The sequence below is a fragment of the Campylobacter sp. TJR-1 genome (assembly GCF_032840035.1).
Lineage (GTDB): Bacteria > Campylobacterota > Campylobacteria > Campylobacterales > Campylobacteraceae > Campylobacter > Campylobacter fetus.
Genome location: NZ_JAWIZX010000002.1, coordinates 1 through 25,333 on the forward strand (window position 1 = coordinate 1; position 25,333 = coordinate 25,333).

25 protein-coding genes, 1 tRNA gene and 1 pseudogene are annotated in these 25,333 nt (G+C 32.6%); 18 read left to right on the forward strand and 9 right to left on the reverse strand.

Features of this window, described 5'->3' with window-relative positions:
• Positions 1-218 precede the first annotated feature (218 nt).
• The 3 genes from RVY88_RS01775 to RVY88_RS01785 form a co-directional block, all read right to left on the reverse strand.
• Positions 219-1,718 (reverse strand): disulfide bond formation protein B, encoded by a 1,500-nt coding sequence (locus tag RVY88_RS01775; protein ID WP_002850725.1) that lies wholly within the window; start codon positions 1,716-1,718, stop codon positions 219-221.
• A 10-nt stretch (positions 1,719-1,728) separates the two neighbouring features.
• On the reverse strand, positions 1,729-1,893 hold the full coding sequence (locus tag RVY88_RS01780) for a hypothetical protein (RefSeq protein WP_202930987.1): 165 nt from the start codon (positions 1,891-1,893) through the stop codon (positions 1,729-1,731).
• A 173-nt stretch (positions 1,894-2,066) separates the two neighbouring features.
• Positions 2,067-4,157: a TonB-dependent receptor domain-containing protein gene (locus RVY88_RS01785; RefSeq protein ID WP_317051248.1), complete on the reverse strand. Its 2,091-nt coding sequence runs from the start codon at positions 4,155-4,157 to the stop codon at positions 2,067-2,069.
• A 216-nt stretch (positions 4,158-4,373) separates the two neighbouring features.
• Here RVY88_RS01785 and exbB point away from each other — a divergent pair, with 216 nt between their 5' ends.
• From exbB to RVY88_RS01825, 8 genes are all read left to right on the forward strand, one after another.
• Positions 4,374-4,811 carry a TonB-system energizer ExbB gene (exbB, locus tag RVY88_RS01790; protein ID WP_002850727.1) on the forward strand — a complete coding sequence of 146 codons (438 nt, stop codon included), beginning with the start codon at positions 4,374-4,376 and terminating at the stop codon, positions 4,809-4,811.
• The gene (gene exbD / locus RVY88_RS01795; protein WP_042960538.1) at positions 4,795-5,184 is read left to right on the forward strand and encodes a TonB system transport protein ExbD; all 390 of its coding nucleotides are present in this window, start codon (positions 4,795-4,797) and stop codon (positions 5,182-5,184) included. The genes exbB and exbD overlap by 17 nt, the downstream gene beginning before the upstream one ends.
• Positions 5,181-5,906, forward strand: coding sequence for an energy transducer TonB (locus RVY88_RS01800; protein WP_081303743.1), 726 nt, complete (start codon positions 5,181-5,183; stop codon positions 5,904-5,906). The genes exbD and RVY88_RS01800 overlap by 4 nt, the downstream gene beginning before the upstream one ends.
• Before the next feature lie 134 nt (positions 5,907-6,040).
• Positions 6,041-7,576 (forward strand): ABC transporter substrate-binding protein, encoded by a 1,536-nt coding sequence (locus RVY88_RS01805; protein ID WP_162167410.1) that lies wholly within the window; start codon positions 6,041-6,043, stop codon positions 7,574-7,576.
• Positions 7,576-8,526 carry an ABC transporter permease gene (locus tag RVY88_RS01810; RefSeq protein ID WP_162167411.1) on the forward strand — a complete coding sequence of 317 codons (951 nt, stop codon included), beginning with the start codon at positions 7,576-7,578 and terminating at the stop codon, positions 8,524-8,526. The genes RVY88_RS01805 and RVY88_RS01810 overlap by 1 nt, the downstream gene beginning before the upstream one ends.
• A gap of 2 nt (positions 8,527-8,528) precedes the next feature.
• Positions 8,529-9,311, forward strand: a complete 783-nt coding sequence (locus tag RVY88_RS01815) for an ABC transporter permease (protein ID WP_317051249.1) — start codon at positions 8,529-8,531, stop codon at positions 9,309-9,311.
• Entirely contained in the window at positions 9,304-9,918 is a 615-nt protein-coding gene (locus tag RVY88_RS01820; protein WP_162167413.1) for an ATP-binding cassette domain-containing protein, read from the forward strand. The genes RVY88_RS01815 and RVY88_RS01820 overlap by 8 nt, the downstream gene beginning before the upstream one ends.
• A complete protein-coding gene (locus tag RVY88_RS01825) occupies positions 9,915-10,574 on the forward strand; it encodes a dipeptide/oligopeptide/nickel ABC transporter ATP-binding protein (protein ID WP_011732302.1) in 660 nt (219 codons plus the stop codon). Before RVY88_RS01820 ends, RVY88_RS01825 begins: the two co-directional genes overlap by 4 nt.
• Here the strand turns inward: RVY88_RS01825 and RVY88_RS01830 are convergent.
• A complete protein-coding gene (locus RVY88_RS01830; RefSeq protein WP_002850734.1) occupies positions 10,567-11,832 on the reverse strand; it encodes an arsenic transporter in 1,266 nt (421 codons plus the stop codon). The two genes, RVY88_RS01825 and RVY88_RS01830, sit on opposite strands and share 8 nt — an antisense overlap.
• Positions 11,833-11,954: 122 nt before the next feature.
• Between RVY88_RS01830 and RVY88_RS01835 the strand changes: the two genes are divergently transcribed.
• The 9 genes and pseudogenes from RVY88_RS01835 (at position 11,955) to RVY88_RS01875 (ending at position 18,906) form a co-directional block, all read left to right on the forward strand.
• Positions 11,955-12,569, forward strand: coding sequence for a hypothetical protein (locus tag RVY88_RS01835; RefSeq protein WP_011732303.1), 615 nt, complete (start codon positions 11,955-11,957; stop codon positions 12,567-12,569).
• On the forward strand, positions 12,566-13,201 hold the full coding sequence (locus RVY88_RS01840) for a UPF0323 family lipoprotein (protein ID WP_065844837.1): 636 nt from the start codon (positions 12,566-12,568) through the stop codon (positions 13,199-13,201). Before RVY88_RS01835 ends, RVY88_RS01840 begins: the two co-directional genes overlap by 4 nt.
• A 62-nt stretch (positions 13,202-13,263) precedes the next feature.
• The gene (locus tag RVY88_RS01845; protein WP_038454246.1) at positions 13,264-13,551 is read left to right on the forward strand and encodes a hypothetical protein; all 288 of its coding nucleotides are present in this window, start codon (positions 13,264-13,266) and stop codon (positions 13,549-13,551) included.
• 14 nt (positions 13,552-13,565) lie between these two features.
• Positions 13,566-14,744 carry a glutathionylspermidine synthase family protein gene (locus RVY88_RS01850; protein WP_024305178.1) on the forward strand — a complete coding sequence of 393 codons (1,179 nt, stop codon included), beginning with the start codon at positions 13,566-13,568 and terminating at the stop codon, positions 14,742-14,744.
• The gene (locus tag RVY88_RS01855; protein WP_002850738.1) at positions 14,744-15,286 is read left to right on the forward strand and encodes a UbiX family flavin prenyltransferase; all 543 of its coding nucleotides are present in this window, start codon (positions 14,744-14,746) and stop codon (positions 15,284-15,286) included. Before RVY88_RS01850 ends, RVY88_RS01855 begins: the two co-directional genes overlap by 1 nt.
• 111 nt (positions 15,287-15,397) lie before the next feature.
• On the forward strand, positions 15,398-16,330 hold the full coding sequence (locus tag RVY88_RS01860) for a D-2-hydroxyacid dehydrogenase (protein WP_002850739.1): 933 nt from the start codon (positions 15,398-15,400) through the stop codon (positions 16,328-16,330).
• A 2-nt stretch (positions 16,331-16,332) separates the two neighbouring features.
• A pseudogene (locus tag RVY88_RS01865) lies at positions 16,333-16,830 on the forward strand (YajQ family cyclic di-GMP-binding protein).
• 9 nt (positions 16,831-16,839) lie between these two features.
• Positions 16,840-17,511 (forward strand): disulfide isomerase, encoded by a 672-nt coding sequence (locus tag RVY88_RS01870; RefSeq protein WP_162167414.1) that lies wholly within the window; start codon positions 16,840-16,842, stop codon positions 17,509-17,511.
• An 87-nt stretch (positions 17,512-17,598) separates the two neighbouring features.
• Positions 17,599-18,906, forward strand: a complete 1,308-nt coding sequence (locus RVY88_RS01875) for a coproporphyrinogen III oxidase family protein (RefSeq protein WP_010401553.1) — start codon at positions 17,599-17,601, stop codon at positions 18,904-18,906.
• A 155-nt stretch (positions 18,907-19,061) separates the two neighbouring features.
• On the opposite strand, the gene RVY88_RS01880 is transcribed toward RVY88_RS01875, so the two are convergent.
• The 5 genes from RVY88_RS01880 to RVY88_RS01900 are packed head-to-tail and all read right to left on the reverse strand — an operon-like array spanning position 19,062 to position 24,919.
• The gene (locus RVY88_RS01880; RefSeq protein ID WP_011732304.1) at positions 19,062-20,771 is read right to left on the reverse strand and encodes an ATP-binding protein; all 1,710 of its coding nucleotides are present in this window, start codon (positions 20,769-20,771) and stop codon (positions 19,062-19,064) included.
• Positions 20,768-22,312 carry a fatty acid--CoA ligase gene (locus tag RVY88_RS01885; protein ID WP_162167415.1) on the reverse strand — a complete coding sequence of 515 codons (1,545 nt, stop codon included), beginning with the start codon at positions 22,310-22,312 and terminating at the stop codon, positions 20,768-20,770. Before RVY88_RS01885 ends, RVY88_RS01880 begins: the two co-directional genes overlap by 4 nt.
• A 2-nt stretch (positions 22,313-22,314) precedes the next feature.
• The gene (locus RVY88_RS01890; protein ID WP_002850742.1) at positions 22,315-23,598 is read right to left on the reverse strand and encodes an OmpP1/FadL family transporter; all 1,284 of its coding nucleotides are present in this window, start codon (positions 23,596-23,598) and stop codon (positions 22,315-22,317) included.
• Entirely contained in the window at positions 23,598-24,446 is an 849-nt protein-coding gene (nfo, locus tag RVY88_RS01895) for a deoxyribonuclease IV (protein WP_002850743.1), read from the reverse strand. The genes RVY88_RS01890 and nfo overlap by 1 nt, the downstream gene beginning before the upstream one ends.
• Positions 24,443-24,919, reverse strand: a complete 477-nt coding sequence (locus RVY88_RS01900; protein WP_162167416.1) for a hypothetical protein — start codon at positions 24,917-24,919, stop codon at positions 24,443-24,445. Before RVY88_RS01900 ends, nfo begins: the two co-directional genes overlap by 4 nt.
• 134 nt (positions 24,920-25,053) lie before the next feature.
• Here RVY88_RS01900 and RVY88_RS01905 point away from each other — a divergent pair.
• A tRNA-Glu gene (locus tag RVY88_RS01905) sits at positions 25,054-25,128 on the forward strand.
• The last annotated feature ends 205 nt before the right edge of the window (positions 25,129-25,333 follow it).

Below are 25,333 nucleotides of genomic sequence, written 5' to 3' on the forward strand. Positions count from 1 at the left end.
AATTAACCAGATAAATGAAGCTGTTGCTACGGTAGATGAGCAGACTAAACAAAATGTCACTATAGCTCAAAATAGTAATAAGATAACTAATGAGGTGGAGAGTATAGCAAACGAAGTATTTAACGAAGTCAATAAAAAGAAATTCTAACCGGGTTAAATTTGAGCTTTTATTAAGCTCAAATTTATTATCCGGTTTTATCTCTTAATCTTATCAGAGATCAAAACTCCAACGTATAAAGAACATCTTTACCGTTTTCATAACTTGAAATCAAAATTTTATCATCTACAAACGTCATAGCACGGATATTTAAAATATCTTTTGGAAAACCATAAGCTTTAGTTATGATCTGATCTTTTGGGTCTATTAACAACAAAGTATTGTAAGCTTTACTTGCGGCGTAAAGCATATCGTCTTTTATGGCTAATGCCGAAATATAGAGCTCACCTAAGCTTCTTGCATCTTTTAATTTCACATTATCTCCAAGCTCGGGAATGAACTCAGCAGATAATCCTTTATCGCTATTTAAAGCGGAAACAACTATTAGTTCTTTATACTTGTTATTTGGCACAGTTATCATGTACGTATGTTTTTTATCACTTCTAGATGTTAACACATAGTAGTTTTTAGCTCTGCTAGTTTTGAGTCTATATCTACTGATTTCATCAAATTTATCTGCTCCTTCTAAAAAATATCGAAAATTTGCTACTTTATTTGCAGATGGATTTGGCTTGACATCAACGCTGGTTTTGTTTATTCCCATAATGCGTATATTATCGCCTACGAAATTTGCTCCGGCAAATTTCTCAACAGTAGCAGAAAAATATTTATCTAGAACTAAATGCGAGCTTATATTCGCAAGATCTTTATCTGTTATATATAAACCGTATTCTTCTGTAGATACGAGCATATTATCATTTTGATAATTTAAATCACTTATAGGTGAGTTTAAATTTAAAGAGCTGATTTTTTTATCGATGATTTCTAACTCCTCTTCTACAACAAGAGGCGAATTTGAGTAGTCGCTATCAAATTCAAAATCCTCAGATGCGTCAAGAGCGAGATCAGGAAAATTGACATCTCTTTTTCCAAGAAAATTAGTCGGGAATCTCATATCTTTCCATCCATCGGCAGACCAAATTGTATATTTGCTATTCCAACTATATCGAACCGGATCTCCTTGACCTAAAAACGGCGGCGGTCCTGTAGAAATAAATGCTTGCACGATATTTGAAACGATAACTATAAAAAATACCCAAAAGGCGACTATGTTTGCACTTGTTAATTTTCTAAATTTATAGGCTTCATCTTCAAATTCTTTTAAATTTGGAGCGAAAAATAATATAACTCCCAACAAAAACACTACAGCCCAAAATACAACTTCAGCCCAAAACTGCGTATGCAAACCTAAAATCGCTACGCCAAATCCCTGTCCAACATCTTCTAATGCGTGATTTCCTAAATGATAAAAACTCTCCCATAAACCAACTGCAGTGATAATAAGTATCATAGCTAAATATTTTGGCTTAAATCCATATCTCAAAACAAACAAAGCCGCAACCGAGATATATATCATGCTTTGACGCTGACCCCAACAAAGTGTGCAAGGCGAATCGCCAAGAATATATCCGAAAATAAAATTAGCAATCCCGACCGGAAGCGCTAAAATACCTATTGCCGCTAATGAAAATAGCAGATAAAATGTTTTTGTATTTCGCATAGTTGCTCCTTTAGAGATTAATATTTGGTAAAATACTCGAAACATGAGCTATATACATAATAGCAGCCATAGCCCAAGCAATAACAAAAATTCCAAAAGCGAATTTCTCTTTTTGCGGTTTTTTGTAGATCAAAAATACAGCAATAAATGCTAGAATGAGTCCTAGAAATTCCATTACTTTCTCCTTATGTTTAGATATTATCATAATTACACTTTTTAAATTCAATCAAATTTTATCTCGGTTACAATCTATTTTTTGATATAAAATATAAATTCAATAAAAGTTTGGCTTAAATTTAACAACAAGCCAAACATGTCTGATTTAATATAATTTTAATAACGCAAAATCTAGAAATTACCGTTTAAAGATAGATAAAATCTTCTGCCTTCTTCTATTCTATTATAAGTATTTACCCACGTTTGCGTATTTGCACTAGTATAAGACTCGTAACTATCCGTAAAATCTTTATCTAGCAGATTATAAATACCTAAATTTACATTCCAATTTTTATTTATATCATAACGCATACCTACCGAAGCTAAAAATATATTTTTATAATATTCTCGATTTAAATTTGAATCTCCCATATATCTGTCTATTTGATATTCGCCTTTTATCCAAGGCGTAAATTTATTAAATATCATATAAGATGCTTTTGCGACTATATTGTGTTTTAGACTGTTGATCTCTGGTTTTCCTATGCTGGTACTATCTATGCTATCTTTAACTTCGCTGTCTGTATATGTCCATGAAAGATCAATATTTAAATCTTTTATCGGCTTTACTCCTGCTGCAAACTCTAAACCTTTGTACTCTACTTCACCGTGATTTATAGCTTGTAAGCAGCGAGCCGCGCCACACACTCCTATACTAGGAACGGATTGACCTGTTTTATAAGTTTTACTTGAAATTTTATCTTCAAACGTGGTTAAAAATCCGGTTAAAGACGTGCTGAATATTCCAGTATCATAAATTGCACCAAATTCATAATTTACAGAAGTTTCCTCTTTTAAATTCGGATTTCCATATACGGGATATTTTCCTTGACCGCTAAAGTTATACTCTCCGGCAATTAGTCTATTTGCATATGGAGCTTTAAAACCAGTAGAAACGCCGCCTTTTAACGTTAAATTATCAGTAGCGTTATAAACTAGATATGCTCTTGGAGATATGTTATTGCCAAATATTTCATGATGGTTATATCTACCGCCTAAAGTTAAAAGCAAATTTTCTAAGATTGTTATCTCATCTTCTGCATAAACAGCGAGCATATATTGATCAAAACTCGTTGGATTTGCTATTTTATCATGCATTTTTTCAAGGCGATACTCGGCGCCGACACTTAATATATTTCCATTTCCTATAGGAACAACTGCTTTAGTATCTAGCATAAAATCTTCGGCTTTTATATCTCTATTTTGACCGAGAAACGCTTGAGTTGGCTGACCCACAACCTCTCTTCCGTCATTTGTAACGCGATTATACTGCACAGCCGAATTTAAAGTAAATGCATCATATATGCCTTCGTGAGCAAGATATGTAACTATCTTTGATATATCCATAGTAGGCGTATATCCGCCAGTAAGGCTTCCGTTTGGATTTTTTTTCGTGAGAGTTCCTATTTCACTATTTTTATTATTATAGTGATTTTTAGAGTAGTCTATATCCCATATAATACTATTTCTATCGTCCACTAAATAGTTAAATTTAGCTCCTATATTAAATGTATTTGCCCTAGTAGGACTTTGAGCTTGATCTCCTGCTACTCTTTGACCAAAACCGTTTGTAAATTCAACCTTTGACTGCTCTCTATATGAGTTTCTAAAACGAAGATCTAATCCTAATTTATTATCTAATAATGGACCACTAGCATAAATACCGGTTCCATAAGTATTTCCCCAGCTACTATCTTCATTTATCATAGTATCTAGGCTAAAAGATGCTCCCCACTTATCGCCTACTTTTTTTGTAATTATATTTACAACGCCGCCAAGAGCCTCAGATCCATATAAAGTAGACATAGGACCTTTTATGACTTCGATTCTTTCTATACTAGAAAGCGGCGGTAAAAGAGCATTTGAAACTTCACTAAAACCATTTGGACCTATCTCGCCGCCAACGCTTTGACGTCTGCCGTTTATGAGAACTAACGTATAGCCAGTTATCCCGCGCATAGTGATATTATAAGCTCCGGTTTTACCTTTACTAGCATATAGATCAACTCCCGGAATATCCGATATAACTTCGGCGATATCACGATACGGTTTGCTTTGTAGTGCTTTTTTATCAATAACGTTTATAGTAGCCGGCGCTTCTTTGATATCTTGGGAAAATCCAGAAGCACTAATAATAGAATGTTCTAATTCTTTTATATCATCTGCTATTAGAGAATTACATAGATAAGCAGCAACACAAAAACTCAATATGGTTTTTTGCATATATATCCTTTATTATAAAATTAATTAAATAAGAATATAATATTATAAAAATATCTATTAATTTATACTTAATTACAATAATAAATATCAAAATTAATTTACTATATAAAATAAAATCAAAATTATGCCTATATATAATATAATGATATTAATTATAAATTTAGTTTGTTTTTATTATAATGCTCGAATTACAAAAAATATTTAAGAAAGTAAAAAATGGAATTTCTAAAGCAATATATCGATTTAATCATCTTTATCATACTTGGATTAATGGCTTTTATAGCTATTTGGTGTGTTATAGAAAGAGTATTATTTTTAAATAAAATAGATATAAATGAATATAACAATCAAGAAGATTTAGAAGATAGTATAAGTGAAAATTTAACCACGCTTTATATCATATATTCTAATGCTCCATATGTAGGACTTTTAGGTACAGTTATAGGCATTATGATCACATTTTACGATATGAGCTTAGCTGGAAATATCGACGTAAAATCTGTAGTTTCAGGTCTATCTTTGGCTCTTAAAGCTACAGCTCTTGGACTTTTTGTCGCTATTCCTAGTTTGATAGCCTACAATGCTCTTTTAAGAAAAGTAAATTTGGTAATCAACAGGTATAAAACAAGGAAATCTAATGATAAAATTGCCTAAAAATGAGGGTTTAAATATCATTCCGTTTATTGATATTATCCTAGTTTTATTAGCAATAGTGCTTAGTATATCTACGTTTATAGCTCAAGGAAAGATAAAAGTAGATCTTCCGCAAAGCCAATCTGCACGAAGCTTAGAAGACGATAAAAATAGACTTTCTATAATAATAGATAAAGATAACAAATTTTATTTAGACGAAAATGAAGCAAGTGTAGAAGATCTAAAAAATAGAATTCAAACATTAAATCCAGACACTTTAGTTGAGCTAAAAAGTGATAAAGACGCTAAATTTAGCAGTTTTGTCGTGATAGTGGACAGCTTGAAGCTAAAAGGACACGATAAATTTCAGATAGTTACGGAAAAAGAGCAATGAGAGAGCTTATTCGCACATATTTTAACCATAAAACTCAAGCATTTTTCATATCATCTATTATATTTTTACCTATTGTTTTATTGTTTTACCAAGCTACTTCGATTTTAAGGTTAGAGTTTCAAAACCATAAAGAAGAGAGTTTCGTACTAAGTATGCAAGACTTCATAGCTCCACCTGTGCAAAACTCGCCTATGCCGACTCCTGATATACCTCATATAGCAGAACCTACGGTAGATAAAATAGAGCCTATAAAACCAAAACCTATTAAAAAAACGGTTAAAAAGATACAAAAACATATCAATAAACAGATAAAAACCGAATTTACGCACAAAGTAGAAACAGCCAAAACAGCAGATATACAAAACATCGAACAAATCCCGCGTATTTCACCATCTCAAACAAATATCGCACCTAAAAACACGATTCAAACTCTTACATACGGTAAAAGTGATAATCCTCATTTAAAAGAGATTAAAGCTGCTATCGATAAAGCAGGTTTTTACCCCAGACAAGCAAGAAGAATGAGAATGAGCGGAGAGGTTTGGGTAGAGTTTTTATGGCTAAAAAGAGGTATTTTAAAGGACCTAAAAGTAAGCAAAAGTTCAGGTTATGAGCTACTAGATTTAAGTGCTATGGAAACTATAAAAATAGCTTCAAAAGAGTTCCCAGCGCTAAATGAAGATGCTAGATTATCCGTACCGATAGTTTATCGCTTAAAATAATAAACTAAATTTAAAATACAATCAAATTTAAAAATTCTTCTAAATTTATATATTAAATAAAATTATCTAATATATATTTAAGTAAGATAATATTAAAATACAATCAATATTACCAATCAACACAAGGAAACATTATGATTAGAAATCTCATTTTAGCAAGTTTATTAGCTATTAATATTTTTGCCGCAACACCAAAAGATACGATAGTAATCGGTATAGAAAACGAAACATCGCGCATAAATCCGCTATTTGATGAAGATCACGATACCGCTCTTGATTTTGTATTTAGCGGACTTACCAAATTTACTCCGGATATGAAAATCGAACCAGACTTGGCAAAAAGCTGGAAAGTAAGCGAAGACGGTCTTGTCTGGACGTTTTACTTAAGAGATGATGCACTTTGGCACGATGGAGAAAAATTTAGCGCCGAAGATGTTAAATTTACTATAGAACAAGCACTAAATGATAAACTAAATGCTCCTGCTAAAGCGAGTTTTGAAGAGGTTCAAAGTGTAGAAGTCATAAATAAATATGAGTTAAAAATCATGTTAAAATCACCGTTTCCACCACTTCTTGATGCGCTTAGCATAGGAGTTTTACCAAAACATATTTTAGATGGCAAAGATATAAATAGTGATAAATTTAATCAAAATCCGATCGGCACCGGTCCATTTAAATTTAAAAAATGGCAAAAAGGCAGCTATATAAGTTTTGAAGCCAACAAAGACTTTTACCGAGGTAAGCCAAAAGCAGATAAAGTAATTCTTAAAATCGTGCCTGATTACAATATAAGAACATATGAGATAAAAAGAGGCGATCTTGACGTGGCTCTTATAGAATCAAATTTAGTAAAAGAGTTGCAAAATGATAAAAATATCAAAATCATGAAACTAGATAGTGCTGATTATAGGGCTTTGATGTTTAATTTTGATAATGAAATACTAAAATCTTTGGCCGTAAGACAAGCTATCAATTATGCTATAGACAGGGAATTGATCGCTACGAAAATACTTCATGGATATGGATTTAGCGCTAATAATCCTATACAAAAAAGCTGGGCAAACGATAAAAACGCAAAAATATATGAATACAACATAGAAAAAGCTAAAGAGATCTTAGCAAATGATGGCTGGGAGCTAAAAAACAAGGTTTTACAAAAAAACGGGAAACGACTTGAGTTTGATATCTATGCATTTAATGGCGATCCGTTCAGAGTAACACTTGCCAACATCATCCAAAGCGAATTATCTAAAATCGGCATAAAAGCTCGAGCTATAGCTAAAAATCACGGAGCATTTGAGATAGATAAAGTAGATAGTTTCATTATCGGCTGGGGAAGTCCGCTTGATCCTGATGTGCAAACTTATAGAGTATTTAGCTCTAAAATGGACGCCGCCAAAAATGAAAACGGTTGGAATTACAATCATTATAGCGATAAAACGGTTGATGAAACACTTTTAAAAGCTAGAACGACAGATAAGACAGAAGAGAGAAAACTATGGTATTCTAAATTTATAAACGCCTTACATGAAGATCCGCCGTTTGCATTTTTAGTTTATTTGCAATATCCATTAGCGTACAGCGGCAAAATAAGCGGTATTAAGCCTACTATTCTTGGTCATCATGGAGCCAGATTTACTCATAATATAGAAGAGTGGAGTAAAAATTAGTGTGGATATTTGCTGCTAAAAGAGCAGTCCAGACTATTTTTCTCATTTGTATTTTTAGCTTATTTATATTTATAATGATAGAGTTTTCTAGTGGAAATATCGTATCAGGACTTTATGGAGACAACATTCAAGCCTTAAATCCAGCTTTAAAAGAGAGAATCTTAGCTAATTTAGGACTTGATAGACCTCTAATGGTGCGATATTTTGAATGGTTTTTAAATTTTATAAGAGGCGACTTTGGATTTAGCTTTATAAGCGGAGAAAAAGTTATAGATATCATAAAAGACAGGCTTCCTTGTACTCTCATTCTTGGCACAATAAGTTTTTTTCTTAGCTTTGTTTTAGCCGTAATTTTAGGAGGTCTTAGCGCTATTTTTCAAGGTTCTTTATTTGATAAAATAGTTATGATAATAACTTTATCGTTTTTTAGCGTTCCTAGTTTTTGGCTGAGTCTTATTTTTATAATGTTTTTTAGTGTTATTTTAGGAATTTTTCCTAGTTCAGGAGCATATGATATAGGAACCCAGGGGAATTTTATAGATTTAGCACATCATATGATACTTCCGATTTTAGTTCTTAGTTTATCTCATCTTGCCATATATATCAGACTAGTTAGAACTACTGTTTTAGAAGCCTTGAAAGAACCTTTTGTTACTAGCTACAGATCTTGGGGAGTCGATAAAAAAGATATTTATCTAAAACTTGTTTTAAGATACTCATTATTGCCTGTTATAAGTTATTTCGGCGCAAACTCCGCGGTGATTTTAAGTGGAACTTATGTCGTAGAAACCGTTTTTTCCATCGGAGGACTTGGGAATACGACCATAAACGCACTTTTGGACAAAGATTATCCATTAGCACTCATCATCATACTTTTAAGCACTATCTTTGTAGTTTTTATAAATTTAATAGTCGAAATATCAGCCAAAATATTAAATCCGAGATTTTAGCAATGAAAAAAATTACTATTTATACGACTATTTTTTTGGGATTGATAATAATTTTACCGATGTTTGCACCGTTTGATCCAAATGAAGTAAATTTAAACGCTATAAAATTAGCTCCAAATTTAAAAAATATTTTAGGTACGGATTTTTTAGGAAGAGATGAGCTTTCTAGGATTTTATTTGCATTTAGAAATTCAATTTTTATAGGACTTTTAAGCGGAGTTTTTGCCATAATTTTTGCTTTTGGTTTTGCTTTTTTGGCGCTTAATTCGCCAAAAATCGTAAAAACTTTTTTAATGCGTTTTTTAGATGCGTTTTTATCTCTGCCTAATTTACTATTTATACTGCTATTTAGTGCATTTATCGATAAAGGATTTAATATTTTTACTATAAGTTTACTTTTGGCGATATTTTCCTTTGGAAGCGGTGCAAAAGTGATACATGATGAGTTTTTAAGCATAAGCAAAAACGAGTTTATACTAAACGCAAAAGTTCTTGGTGCCGAGCGATTTGAGATTATGTTTTATGAAATTTTACCGGTGGCTAAAAATAGCGTATTTGTGATATTTATAAATATCTGTGCTCATGCCATAAGCACAGAAGCGCTGCTTAGTTTTTTTGGGCTTGGGCTTATGGTTGGCGAAGCTAGTCTTGGAAATATGCTAAATGAAGCCGCAAAAGCGATATTTACAGGTGCTTGGTGGCTTGTTTTGACACCAGGATTGGCTATTTTCGTTACTATTTTATCGCTGATGCTAGTTGGAGAAAGAGTGCAAAAATATGATTGAGGTTTTAAATTTAAACATAAAAGCTAAGAATACTCAAATTTTACACAATATCAGTTTTATCTCAAACTCAAATTTAGCAATCTTAGGTAGCAGCGGAAGCGGAAAAAGTACGCTTTGTAAAGCCATCTGCTCTATTTTGCCAAATAACGTAAAAGCCGATTATGCTAAACTGCAAACAGATGAAAAACCTGCTTATATATTTCAAGACTGTATAAGCTGCTTTTATCCATATCTCAAGATAAAAGATACGTTTAAAACGGTTTTAAAAAATAATGCAAGCTCGGCTAATCAAATTTTTGATGAATTACACATACCAAAACAAGTGTGGGAAATGTATCCGTACGAACTTAGCCGAGGGATCGCTAGTAGAGTTCAAATCGCTCTAAATTTAGCATTAGATGCCAAAATACTTCTACTTGATGAAGTTACCAGCTCGCTTGATGAAACAAATACAAACAGAGTTATAGAAATACTTTTAAGACTAAATATACAAAAAGTAGTCATAACTCACGATGAAAATTTAGCATTTACACTATGCGATGAAGTACTAGTTTTAGAAGACGGACGTATGACGTATTTCGGAGATAAAATAGGATATTTTTCATGAGCTTAGAAATTATAAATTTAAAAAAATCATATGGTAAAACTGAAGTTTTAAAAGATATCAGCTTTTATCTAAAAAGCGGAGAAAGCGTAGCTCTTATGGGGGCTAGCGGAAGCGGAAAAAGTACACTTGCAAAATGCATAGCTAGGCTAGAGAGTATCAACAGAGGAAGCATAATTTATAACAGAAAGGATATATTAAATTTAAAAAATGCAGAGTTCAGACAAAATATTCAATACGTATTTCAAGATCAGCTAACCGCACTAAATCCATCAAAGCGCGTAAAAGATCTATTAATAAGCGTTTTAAAACGTTTTAAGATAGATAAAAAAGATGAATTTGAGCATATTTTAAGTGACGCAAAGCTGCCTTATTCTATTTTAGATAGATTTCCAAAAGAGCTTAGCGGAGGTGAGAGACAAAGGCTTGGTATCGCTAGAGCTATGCTGATAAAACCAAAAATTCTGATCTTAGATGAAGTCACAAGCGCGCTCGATAAGAGACTAAAAAGCGAGATAATGCATACTCTTATGCACTATAAAACTCTTCATAAAACCGCAATGATATTTATAACGCATGATAAATTTATAGCAAAAGAGTATTTTGATAGAATACTTATGCTTGAGTGCGGCAGATTGATTTTCGATAAAACTAGCTAACCCAGATATATATGCTAATTAAAACAACAAAAAGCACTGGAGGAGTTATCATAAAACTAAATTTAAAAAAGCTTTTTATACTTATACGAATACCGTTTTTTTGCAGTATAAAAAGCCAAAGCAATGTAGCCAAAGAGCCAAACGGAGTTAGTTTTACTCCTACATTCGAGCCTATTATATTTGCATAAATCGCAGCCTTACTCGATATACCATCAAGAGAAATATCCATTATCATGATAGCCGGTAAATTATTCATAACAGCGCTTAAAATAGCCGAAAGAAATCCACTAGCCATCACAAAAGAAAATTCCCCAAATGAGCTAAAATAAACCAAAATACCCCTAACAAATTCCAACAATCCTGCATTTTTAAGTCCAAAAACAACAACATACAAACCTATACTAAACCACACTATCTGCCAAGGAGCAGTTTTTAGTAGATCTTTTGCACTTACCACTTTTGATTTTGCCGCTACGCATAAAAATATAATAGCTCCTCCAAGAGCAAACAAACTCACCGGAAGTCCTAAAAAATCTCCTAAAAAATAACCACATAAAAGCATAATTAAAAATATCCAGCTAAACTTAAAAAGTTTAACGCTTTTTATAGCTGTTTTTGGTTCTTTTAATAGGCTTGCGTTTACGCTTTTCGGTATATCTCGCCTAAAAATCAGCCATAAAAACAAAGTAGAAGTTATAACACTAGCAATAAATGCAAAACTCATATCATACATATATGCTGAAAAGCTGATTTTATAGTAGTTTGCCGTAATTATATTTGTTAAATTTGAAAAGACAAAAGGAAGAGAAGCTGCGTCGCTGATAAATCCACCTGATAACAAAAACGCGGTTATGGTTTTTAAATTTAGTTTTAAAATTTTCATTTTGGCAAGTATTATAGGTGTTAAAATAAGCGCAGCAGCGTCATTTGCAAATAGAGCCGAAACAAAAGCTCCGAGCAAAATCAAGTAAATAAACATCTTTTTCGCACTATTTTTAGCAAGTTTTGCAACAAAAAGAGCACTCCACTCAAAAAAACCTATCTTATCAAGAACCATTGAAAATAAAATTATTCCGATAAACGTTAAAGTCGCGTCCCAAACTATACTTACGACTTCTAAAATATCATCAACACTAACCACATTAAACATATAAGCCATAGCAGCTCCTAAAACGGCTGAAGTGCCGATTCCAAAACCTTTTGGCTGCCATATAACTAAAACCATAGTGATTAAAAATATAAAAGCGGCTATAAGCATTTATCTGCCTTTAAAAATTTTAAAATAGCTATGCTAGCAAAAAATAGCCAAGACTAAGTTTAACTAAGATTTTAGATAAATTTAATTATAATATTTAACTAAAATAACTCCGAAGGCGAAAAATGAAGGTTTCTATTAAAGAAGCAGCTGAAATTTTGGGTATCACAAAAGAGGCCGTTTATAATAGAATTCGTAGAAACTCTTTAAAAAGCGAAGAGATTAACGGAGTTAAATATGTTATTTTAGATGATAAAACAGTAAAGAAACCTTCTAACAAAACTATAAAAACGAAAAATCAAGATGAATTCACAAATTTTTTACTCTCTCAAATCGAAAACCTCAAAGAGATAAATAAGCGGTTATCTGCGGATAAAGATAGAATTTTTAAAGAAAAAGAGCAGCTTTTACTAGCCAAAAATGAAGAGATAAAAGAGATCTATAAAAACAGCGACGAAAGACTAAAAAGATTTTTGCAAATGTTAGAAAACTCATTAAATTTACCTTCGCAAACGCAAAAACCATTAGCAATAGATGTAGAATACGAAGAGATAAAAGATAAAAATTGGATAACTTTGAGTGATTTTTTATTAAATTTAAAAATAAAACCTAAAAAGTTAAAAAAACTTCAAAATTATCTGCTAAAATGTGTGAAAAAAGGCAAACTTTCAAAGCTAGAAAATGGAGTTATATATATAAAAGCCGGACTTAGTTATGAAAAAGTAAAGGAGAAAATGTGAAACATATAAAAACATTAAAAGAGATAAGCAAAATCAGCGGCGTTGGAGCTATACTTATATTTGGTTTAGCGGCATGCGGAAATACCGAACAAAGCAGTGGAGGTTCGGCAGTGCAAGAAGCTAGCCAAAAACAAGGCGCAACAGTATTTATCGAAAAAAATAGCGATGGAAGCTATAAAATAGCAGACGAATTCCCAAGCAATGAAACAAGAGTATTTTTAAGAGAGCCGGGTGCCGACGGAGCTATAAGCGAAAGACTTTTAAGCCAAAACGAACTCGATAAGCTTATGCAAGAAGAAAATGCCAAAATAGATGCCGGAACTAGCGGACTAACAAATCAAAACGCTAGTGTAAGCGGAGGCGGTATGAGCCTTGGAGAAACTATTTTAGCTAGTGCGGCTGGCGCAATCATAGGAAGCTGGATAGGAAGTAAGCTATTTAACTCACCTGGCTATCAAAATCAGCGTCAAGGCGCGTATAAAAATCCATCAGCTTATAACAGAAGCGTAAACAGCTTCAATAAAGCCGGCACTGCAGCAGCTAGCTCCAAAGCAAACGCCGGTAAAAGTGGATTTTTCGGAGGAAATAAAGCAGCAACTAGCAGTTCAACTTCTACAACGAGCGGCGGCTGATATTTGTGATTTAAATTTGGCTTAGAATTTGCTTGATATTCTCAAAATTTAAAGGAGAAAATATGCAAGCCGTAAATGAGTTGAAATCTATTTTTAATAGCTATATAAACATAACTAATAAATTTAACAAAGATAATAGCTTTTCTAAACTCTTAGATGAAAGTTCTGCGAAACTTGATGAACTTGAAAACAAGATGAATGAGCTAAAAAGTATAGCAAAAAACGATGAAGAGATGTTTAAGGTTTTTGATTTTATGCAGATTATGACTCAACTTATGTATGGAAATGTTGACGAGAAAGAGCGCGATAAACTCCTTAGCAAAGCTGCAAAAATCAGTAATAGTTTATAAAATAATTAAGGGATATTATGAATTTAAAAAGTATAAAAGCATTAGATAATGAGTATTTAGAAAGTATCGGCTTTAGCTGGCATACAGATCCAGACAACACTCCATACGTAGCAGATGAGTTAGTAGTCGTGAGTCAAGATGAGTGCGAAGCATACTATAAAGCTGCAAATGAGTTATATGATATGTATGTAACAGCAGCTCAATATGTTATCGATAACAATCTTTTTCACGAGCTAGGAATTCCTTTTAATCTTATCGATACGATAAAACATAGTTGGGAAAATGATGTGCATTGGCATCTTTATGGGAGATTTGATCTTGCCGGAGGACTTGACGGCAAACAGATAAAACTCATTGAGTTTAACGCAGATACGCCAACTAGCCTGTTTGAAACAGCTATAGTCCAGTGGGCTATGCTTAAGTTTAACGGTATGGATGAAGAGGCGCAGTTTAATGATCTATACGATAGCTTAGTAGAGAATTTTCGCAGGCTAATAACTCTTGAAGAAGATACTAGTAAATTTGACGAGTATTATGAAGGATGGGGGATATTATTTAGTTCAATAGCAAACAACATAGAAGATGAAAATACAACAAGACTTTTACAAAGCGCGGCTATAGACGCAGGATTTAAAACCGAATTTGCCTTTGCTAATCAAGTAGATTTCAGTGATGAAAACGGAATTTCTTACAATGGGGAAAATTACGAATATTGGTTCAAACTAATCCCATGGGAAAATATCGCGGTAGAAGAAGGTGAGTTAGCACTTATCTTAAAAAATATTATCGAAAATCAAAAAGCAATTATCCTAAATCCAGCCTATACGCTTTTATTTCAAAGCAAAGGCATCATGAAAATACTTTGGGATCTATACCCAAATCACCCGCTTTTATTAGAAAGTAGTTTTGAACCGTTAAAAGGCAAAAAACAGGTCAAAAAACCGTTTTTAGCCAGAGAAGGAGCAAATATAAGCATTATAAATGAAAACGGCGAAACTGAGCTTGAAACAGACGGAGAATATGCAAACGGAAAGTTTTTATATCAAGAATTTGCAGATTTTAATAAAGATAGTAAAGAAAATAGCTATCAAGCCGGACTATTTTTTGCATTTGAAGGTTCGGCACTTGGATTTAGAAAAGGTGGATTAGTGCTTGATAACTACTCTAAATTTGTAGGACACGTGATAAAATAGTGAAAACTTTAGTAGCTATAAGCGGTGCTAGCGGTGCTCATCTAGGAATCAAACTAGCAAATGCTATTGCTAGCTTGGAAAATGATACGCATATGATTATCAGCGAAAATGCGTTGATCTCTATGCAAAAAGAGGGATTTAACGAAAAAGTCGATAAAAATATACGAATTTATTCAAATAATGAAATTTGGGCTGCTCCGGCTAGTGGTTCGTCTAAATTTGAAAATATGATAATCGCACCTTGCTCCATAAACTCTTTAGCCAAAATAGCTTCTAGCATCAGTGATAATCTGATTTTAAGAGCAGCTGCAGTTATGATAAAAGAGCATAAAAAACTTATTTTAGGCGTAAGAGAAATGCCTTTATCTGCTATCAGTCTTAGACAAATGGCGGATTTAGCAACACTTGGAGTTATCATAGCGCCGCCTATTATAGGGTATTATTCCGAGATAAAAAGTCTTAAAGATATGGAAAACTTCGTGATAGGAAAGTGGCTAGATACTCTTGAAATAAAACACGATATTTTCAGTCGCTGGAAGTGATCCGTATCAAAATGTTACTATAATTTCATGTTATGGATAAAATTTTTATAAACAATTATAGTTATAAGAGTTTTTTGATATAATTGTGATAGAAACAAAAAAGGATAAAATATGAAAATAGTATGCTTAGATGCCGACACGCTTGGAAACGATATTGATTTAAAATCTGTATTTAGTGAGTTTGGGGAGTTTATCAGCTATCCTAAAACTGCACCAAATGAGACCATAAACAGATTAAAAGATGCCGATATAGTACTTACAAATAAAGTTTTAATCACGCAAGAAGTTATAAATTCTTTAAATTTAAAACTCATCTGCGTAACTGCAACCGGAGTAAATAATGTAGATCTTGACGCTGCGGCTAAAGCAGGAATAGCCGTTAAAAATGTTGCTGGCTACTCTACAAATAGCGTTGTACAGCAGACTTTTGCAAATCTTTTATCAATAACTAATCAAACAAAGTATTACGACAGCTACTGCAAAGATAGAGTCGGCTGGGCTAAAAGCCCTATTTTCGTGCATTTAAATGATCCTATTTATGAGTTAAGCGGAAAAAAATTCACAGTTGTTGGATTAGGAACCATCGGAACTAAAGTAGCAAGAGTAGCAAAGTCTTTTGGCTGCATAGTTTCTTACTACTCAACAAGCGGTAAAAACAGTAGTAATGAGTTTCAAAAAGTTAGTTTTGATGAGTTACTAAAATCAGATATCATCAGCATACACGCACCTCTAAATGCAAATACAAAAAACCTATTTGATGAAAAAGTGCTTTCAAATTTAAAAGACGGTGCTATAATCGTAAATTCGGGTAGAGGCGGAATAGTCGATGAAAACGCCGTTGCAAAATTAGTTGATGAAAAAAATATCTACTTTGCAACCGATGTTTTAGAAACTGAGCCTATGAGAGAAGATCATCCGTTTTTAAACGTAAAAAACAAAAATAGACTCCTCATCACTCCGCACATTGCATGGGCAAGCGTAGAAGCTAGAAAATGCCTTGTGGAGCTAGTAGCAAAAAATATTAGAGATTTTATAAAAGGATAAAAATGGCTGATGAGCATAGCTTTGATATAAGCGCAAGCGTAGATATTATGGAGGTCAAAAATGCTCTTGAAACAGCGAAAAAAGAAGTTTCAAGCCGTTTTGACTTTAAAGGCTTAAAAGCCCAAATAGAGCTAAACGAAAAAGAAAAAACTATAACTCTTATTAGCTCAAGCGATAGCAAAATAGATGCTTTAAAAGATATAGTTTTGAGCAAACTAATAAAAAGAGAGATTCCTCCTGTTGCTATAACCGAGTTAAAAAGAGAGAGCGCAGGCGGTGCAAATACCAAATGCAGTTTAAAACTAAACGATACTTTAAATAGCTTAAATGCAAAAAAAATCACAAAAGCTATAAAAGATGAAAAACTCAAGGTAAATGCAAGTATAAGAGGTGAAGAAGTAAGAGTTACTAGCAAATCTATCGATGAGCTTTAAAATGTTATAAAGCTTGTAAAAGATTTAAATTTAGAGCTTCCGCTAAGTTTTAAAAATTTAAAATAAAGGATAAAAATGGGTTTCGAATTTAAAAAAACAGTACTAATTGGAGCATTGGCGATATCTACTTTTTTAAGTGCGGCTACAGAAGGAACCGAATATATAAAACTAACCAAAGCTCAACAAATTCCAAACGCAGACGATAAAATAATAGAATTATTAAGTTACGGCTGTATCCACTGCTATAACCACTTTAAAAATGGAACTTTAAAATTTGTTTCCGAGTTTTTTCCGGAGTTTAAATACGAAGAGTGGCAAGTAAAACAGATGGGCGAGTACGGTTACCAAATGGCTGAAGTATTAGCATATGCAAAAATGCTAGACGGAAAAAGCGGTATAAACTCTTTAAGCGTTAAATCATCGTTCCATCAAATTTTAAAAGCGTATTTTGAAGCAAATTTCAAACAAAGAAAAAGATATAACGATGCAAATGCATTTTATCAAGTTGCCATAGACGTATTAAAAAATCAACTAAATAAAGATGTAAGCGTGCAAGATATCATAGATTATGCCAAAAGCGACGCCGGCAAAAAACAGATACAAAGATTTGACGATGGATTTGAAATAGCAAAATTAAATGGAACTCCAGCTTTTATCATCAAAGGAAAATATCTGATAAATTTAGAAAAGATAGGCAGCGCAGAAGAGCTAGTAGAAGTGATTAGCGAGATAGTTAAACTGGATTAACTGGAATTTTACTTAAATTTAAATATTAATTTTATATTTATTATGTTATAATCTACGCTAATTTTTATTAGCAAGGATTATAATATTATGACTTTTTCAAACATAGCCCAGAATCTTGCTATAAAGTACGCGGATTTTAAAATGCAAAGATCGCTGTATAATGGGCTAAATATTGATATATTACAAAATAATCTGCCAAAAATAGCAGACACAAACAAAACATATATGCTCTACGCACATGTGCCGTTTTGCCATACATTTTGTCCGTTTTGCTCGTTTCATAAATATGATTATGATGAGAGTGCGGCTAAAAAATATTTTTACAGCTTGAGACTTGAAATGGAACAGATCAAAGAAGCAGGATTTGACTTTCATTCTATGTATGTTGGTGGCGGAACGACTCTTATAAATGAAAATGAGCTCTTAAAAACGCTTGAACACGCAAAAAAACTATTTAATATAAACGAAATTTCTTGCGAAACAGATCCAAACCATATAGAACCTAACAATCTAAAATGCTTTTCGGGGCTTATTGATAGGCTTAGTATAGGAGTACAAAGTTTTAACGATGAAATACTAAAAAAAGTAGCCAGATATTCTAAATTCGGCTCAAAAGATTTACTTATAGAAAAATTATCAAAAGCAGTCGGCATACTTCCTATTACAAGCATAGATCTGATATTTAACTTTCCGTTTCAAACTAAAGACGAACTACTTTATGATATACAAACAGCAACCGCCATAGATAGCGAGCAAGTTACATTTTATCCGCTTATGAAATCAAATATAACAAAAGATAAGATCGCAGCTAGTTTAGGTCACAGCAGCAAAGATAATGAACGTGAATTTTACGAGATAATATGTTCTAAATTTAAAAATTACTATCAAAATAATGCTTGGTCGTTTTCTAAACAAAGCTCGAATTTAAAAGATGAATATGTCGGTACGGGCAACCAGTACGTAGGAGTAGGAAGCGGTGCTTTTAGTTTTTTAAACGGCGAACTTCTTATAAATGCTTTTAATCTTGATGAGTATAGCGAACGCGTAAATGCCTACAGAAGTGCTATTATAGCAAAATGCAAATTTAAAAAAAGAGATAAAATAAGATATCTCTTTTTAACGCAGTTATTTGATGGAAAGATAAATATTGATAAATTTAACCGCGAAAACGAAGTAAATTTAAAACTTGATTTATACTTAGAAATAACACTTTTAAAAACTACAAATGCCATCAAAATAATAGACAAAGAGATAATTTTAACTGATTTCGGAAGATATTTATGCGTAGTGCTGATGAAAGAGTTTTACATCGGTATGGACAAAGTAAGAGCTACTTTTAGAGACGATGCTAAGATAAAATATAAAAAACGTTTAAGAATTATGGATAAATTATAAATTTAAAGTAGAGCAATTAAAATTTGAAAAATCTTTTAAAAGCTATTTTTTTCAAATTTAAACACATACGCAAAAGTAGTTAAATTCAGATGGACAAAATATAGTATTAATTAAATTTATATTACTTATTTTGTCCGCAATACAATATAATAAATTTATAAAAGCCCTACTCTTTTATCCTCATCAAACGCGGAACTAATCTCTCGTTTTATCTCATTTTCAAATATCTTCATAGTAAAAATTCCATCTTCGCTGATAGCTGTTTTAAGTGCGGCGTTTTTAAGCACAAGCATTATCTGGGCGCCGCTAAGTGCATGTTTAGCAAGCTTTTCTATGCTAAATCCGCTTTCAAAACTACCATTTTGCGGAAGCACTCTTTTCCAAATTTCGAGTCTAGCTTTAAAATCAGGCTTTTTAAACTCAATTTTATAATCAAATCTCCTTGAAAAAGCGTGATCCAGACTCTGCATAAAATTTGTAGTAGCTATAAGAACGCCTTCAAATTTTTCAATCTGCTCTAGAAATATATTTTGCATTTGATTGTGCATCTTATCGCTTCCAGAGCTAGTTTCTATACGAGTAGAAAGAAACTGATCGGCTTCATTTAGCAACAAAACAGGTTCTGTTTTAGTCTTTGAGCAAATTTCCTTATACGTATCAAATATCTTTCGTACGTTTTGCTCACTCTCGCCGACGTATTTACTCAAAATCTTAGAACAATCAAAGCTTAGAATTTGTTTTTTAAGGCTTTTAGCAAGACTTAACGCACTCATCGTCTTTCCGGTGCCCGGACTTCCGTAAAAAATCACTTTCACTTGAGCGCTTTTTCTTGATTTGATGCCCCAGGTATTTAGTCTAGTTAGTACTTTTTTATCTACTTGTTTTAATATATCATCCAAAAGCTCTTTAGTTTGCTCATTTAAAACAACGTCGTTCAAGTCGCTATTTGGCTCTATAAGTTCAAATATGTCACTCTCTTTAACCAGAGTCTCTAGTTTTAATTTTTTTGTTTTTTTGGAATTTTGAGGGTGCATTATAAGCTGCAAAATCTCTTCAGTAATAAAAAAACTCCTGCTTACGCTGCCAAACGCATTTAATACCTCATCATAATCTATAAGTCCACTTTCAAGCAAATTTGATCCATCTTCAAGCAAGCTTCTGCTTTTCATTCGCTCCATATCGTCTTTGCTAACTAAACTTATAAGAGTATTTAAATCGCGCAAAGCCTCAAATTCTCCGCTATATTCCTCTTTTAAAAGCGCTAGAAAGATGACCTGCTCTTTTGAATTTAAGCTGTTTTCTTTAAATATTTGCTCACAGGCTAATGGAATTTTGCTTATTTTAAGGCGATGCTCTATGAGATTTTCGGTGATGGCTATCTTTTTATCAAGCTTTGCTTTTGAGTTTTGACTATGATTGCTAACCTTTTTTTGGTATAGTTCAATTCTTAAAAACTGATCCTTCAAATATTCCAAATGATCGTTATAAGGCTCATTTGGTGGCACTTGACTAGTAGCTTTACCATCTTCAAGCAATACTAAAAATAGCTCGCTTAACTCAACTTCGGTGTATAACATACTAAGTCTGCTTGATTTTTGTTTTGCATTTTCTTTAAAAAATGAAAAGTTTTGTGAGATATATCCCAAATCAATTAGATTTTTTAAATTTGAAATATAATCCAAATATCCAAAATCCTTATCTGTAAAAACCGTATTTAACAGATCAAAAACACTCATCTGGCTAACGCCTTGTATAAAACTTCTCGTCATGTATTTCAAAATTTCTAGCTCGTCCTTATCACATTCTAGAATTTGAAATATCTCTGAGCTTCGATTATCGTTTAAAAAATCTTTTAAATACTTCAACCTAATTTATCCTTTACTTTATCTTTTAAGACGCGCTTAAGTACTTTTCCGGCAGCGTTCTTTGGAAGTTCATCTGCAAAATATATATGTTTTGGTATTTTAAAATTTGCTAAATGTTTCTTTAAAAACTCTTTTATCTTTATGGCTTCTATATTTATACCATCTTTTAACTGCACAAAAGCTACTACATCTTCATCTTCGCTCTCATCTTTTATACCTATAACGGCGCAAGCTTCTATCTCTTCTAATCTATAAATTATCTCTTCTATCTCTCTTGGATAGATATTTTGTCCTTTTGATATGATAAGATCTTTTAACCTATCAACTATATATAAAAATCCATCTTCATCGATTTTTCCAAGATCTCCGGTTCTTAACCAGCCGTTTATTATAGTATCATCTGTAGCGCCTGGATTATTTAGATATCCTTGCATAACGTTATCACCTTTTACGATTATCTCGCCAACTTCACCGATATTTTTTTCCATCATTTCATCATCTACGATTTTTACGTTGTACTCCGCAAGAGGAAGTCCGACGCTTGAAATTTTTTTATGTTCCGGACGATTTACGCTCACTAAAGGACTGCACTCGCTAAGCCCATAACCTTCTAAAAGCTGAGCGCGCGGAAAAATTTTTGCAAAATCATCAATAGTCTGTTTTGCAAGAGGTGCTGAGCCGCACACAAAATATCTAATAGAGTTAAACCACTTAAAATACCAAGGAATTTTAGCTTTTGCCATAGCCGCGTATATAGCAGGCACTCCTAAAAATACGCTTACACGTTTTAACAGCGTCTGTTTTAGTACATTTGAAAACGGAAATACCGACTTTACTATCACAGCAGCGCTTGCGCTAAATAGTGGCAAAAGTACCATCACAGTAAGAGTAAAACTATGAAACATCGGCAAATACACGATAAATCTATCTTTGTTGGTGATCGTAAAAATTCTATTTATACCAACTAAATTTGAAAAAACATTTTTGTAGCTTATAACCGCACCTTTTGGATGACCTGTTGTTCCTGAAGTATATATAATGCTAGATATATCGTCTATACTCACGTTTTGATTAATTTTGCACGGCGAAAACTCTTCATATAAATAAAATGAAGTGTATTTGTCATTAGGATTTTCATATTCGCCGATAACTGCTATCTTACGTAAATTTGTTTTACGTTCTAAACCTAAAATTTCTTCTAAATGCGAATTTGATACGATAAGCATTTTTGCGTCACAATCATTTAAAATATACTCAAACTCATTTTTCTTTAAAAATGTATTTATCGGTACAGCCACTGCGCCTATAGATGTTATTGCTAAAAATGCTACTATAAATTCGGGTGAATTTGTAACTATCATGGCGACTTTATCTGAGTAAGATATCGAGTTACTTTGCAAAAAAGCCGCACACATATCGACTTTGTTTCTCAACTCTTCATAACTAATCTTCTTTTTATCGTCAAATATAGCTATACTTTTTGGATGCTCGTTCGCTGAGCTTATAAGCATCTCATAATAATTATTAAATTTGTATTCCATGATTAAAACCTATATTTTATACCGAAATTTAGAATCTGCGCATCTCCGTTTGCCATCTCTCCCACTATATTATTAAAAGAAGCGACGTTATCTTCTTTATTTATATGTCTATCTTTTCTTTGCTGATACAAGTAGCCGATTGCGAACTCAAGATCGTCTCTAAATTTATAATTAATACCAAGTGAATATATATATGCTCTAGTATCAGGTAATTCAAAACCTATATAATTTACATTGCTAGGACTCTCATCATATGCAAAACCGCTCATAAGTCTTAATTTATCATTTACATCCCATACTATACCAAATCTATATGTGTTTGAATCTTTCCATTTTTTCTCTACTGGATGATCAAAAACTTCCTCAGAAGGAACTCTAGTTGCATAATTAAAATTAAAACTTACCAACTCCGACCAAAAACTTCTCTCCAAGGCGGCCAGAAAAGTTACATCTTTGACTTTGTAAGCCATAGCCAAATTTAGGGCAGCAGGCAGAGGAATTTTCACATCGACAGAGCCATTATAAAATCCGTTAAATCCGGCTAAAGCGGATAAATTAGGAGTAGTTTTCGAAACTATATTCGCATCGCCTTTTAAATCCAGATTGACTTTCGATCTATAAGTAGCAGCAAAACTTAAATTTGAAAATGGTCTATAAGTAGCAGCAACGTTCCATCCAAAGCTTAAATCATTGCCGTCTATATGTCTATTTGCTTCTAGCAAAAACGAATTAGATACCATTCCATAAGGATTTGTATCTACCTTGCCATAAGAGTAAATAGCCCTTGCTCCGGCTCCTATACTAATCTTGTCATTCACTCTATAAGCTACGCTAGGATTTATCTCAAATACTCTAAGAGAAAATAATCTAGCCGTAGAAGCCGGATATTTATCCACCCATCTCATATCAAGTCCCGATGGAACGGCAAAGCTTAATCCAAAACGCCAATTTGGTATGTATTCTGGAGATATAAAGTTAAAAGTAGGTATTAAAAAATCTGCATTTTTAGATGAGACGGCGTAATTGTGTGCATTTGGAAATTGTGGATTAAACGTGCTTGAGCCAAGATGTATATATGAAAATGAATTTTCAAAATAGTGTCTACTATCTTCAAAATACATCATATTTGCAGGATTGTAATAAGCTGCGTCAGGGCCAAAACTATAAGCTATGTTTGACGCACTTAAAGCTACGGCGTCGCTACTTTGTTCTGGTATTTTATAGCCAGCAGCATTTGCTAAACTTGCACAGCTTGCAAGCAACAAAGCTCTTTTTAAATTTATCATCAATTTCCTTTTATTAAATTTCTAAGAGCTATGATCTCGTCAGCCCATATACTATTATCTATCGTTTCTAAAATAAGAGGTATCTCATCTATCCTTTTGTCATTCATAATATTTTCAAATCCACTCCAGCCTATACAGCCTTTTCCAAGGCTTTCATGACGATCTTTGCGGCTTGCTAAATCGCATTTGCTATCATTTAAATGCATACCGCTAAGAAACTCAAATCCAACTATTTTACCAAAATCGTCCATGGTTTTTTCATAAGCGCTCTTGCTTCTGATATCATATCCGCTACAAAATAAATGGCAAGTATCAATACAAACTCCGATGCGATTTTTATCGCAACTGTTTTTTACCAAGTAGCCTAGATGCTCAAATTTAAAACCCATATTGCTGCCTTGACCGGCCGTATTTTCTATAACTAATTTAATGCCGCTTGAGTTTTCTAGTATATAATTTATCGAACTAGATATATTTGAAAGGCAGATGTTTTCATCAATCTCTTTTAGATGTGATCCTGGATGAAAATTTATCATCTTTAAATCAAGCAAATCGCATCTATAAATTTCATCTAAAAACGCATCTATGCTTTTTTTCCTTTGCTGCGGATCTGGATGACCTAAATTTATAAGATAGCTATTGTGAGGTAGTATATGCTCTAAAGATATATTTGCATTTTTTAAATTCGTTTTAAAAGAGGATATTTCTGATTTAGTAAGTGGTTTTGCGCTCCATTGTCTTTGATTTTTGACAAATAAAGCAAATGCGTCCGCTCCGATACTTTTAGCATTTAATGGAGCATTGCTTACTCCGCCACTAGCACTTACGTGCGCTCCTATGTATTTCAATCAATCTCTTTCATGATAATTTTTATGTCGTTTTTTTGATCGACAAAACTCATTTTGCCGTCACAAACTTTGTATTCTACTGAAATTTTACTTATTATTTGCTCAAATCCACAGCTAGTAGTTACTAAATCAGCTCCGAAATAGATCGGATTTTGATTTAAAATATCTTCTAAAAGTCCGGCGTAATGAGAGCTTAAAAAGAATTTCTGATTAAAAACCAGTTTATCGTCGCAAGCACCGTTTACGCAAATTTGATCTTTTATGCGAAGATCCAATATACTTTTTCCGCTTGCGTATATTTGTAAATTCGTATAATTTTTATAAAAATGTATAAATCCAGCGTCGTTTATTTTGAGATTTTTCGACTTTATAAGCAGAGTTATGCTTTTTGAGCGTTCACTACTAAGAGTCGCACATCCGCTCAAAACAGAGATATAAAAAACGAGCAAAAGCAACCCATAAGTTCTAAACAAAACTTTTCCTTTTAAAATTAGATTAAAAATCAAAACACTATTATATAATAAATTATTAAATTTGTTATACTTTTAAGTGGTATTTAAGTAATAACAGAGTATAATCTCACTTCCAAAACAAAACCGCAGAAAGTGGCCCCTTCGTCTAGCGGTTAGGACATCGCCCTTTCACGGCGGTAACACGAGTTCGAGTCTCGTAGGGGTCACCAAATTCTATTAATCAAAAATTATATTTTTATCTTATCATATACATTTTTAAATTTAAATAAAATCGCGTAGATTAACTAAATCCGATAAATAAAAAGTATAGTTTTAATACCGGCAAATTCCAAAAAATAATTACCATATTTAAACATAAATTTAAAAATATATTTATTTAATATTTTAATTTTATATTAATATTTTATTGAGTAA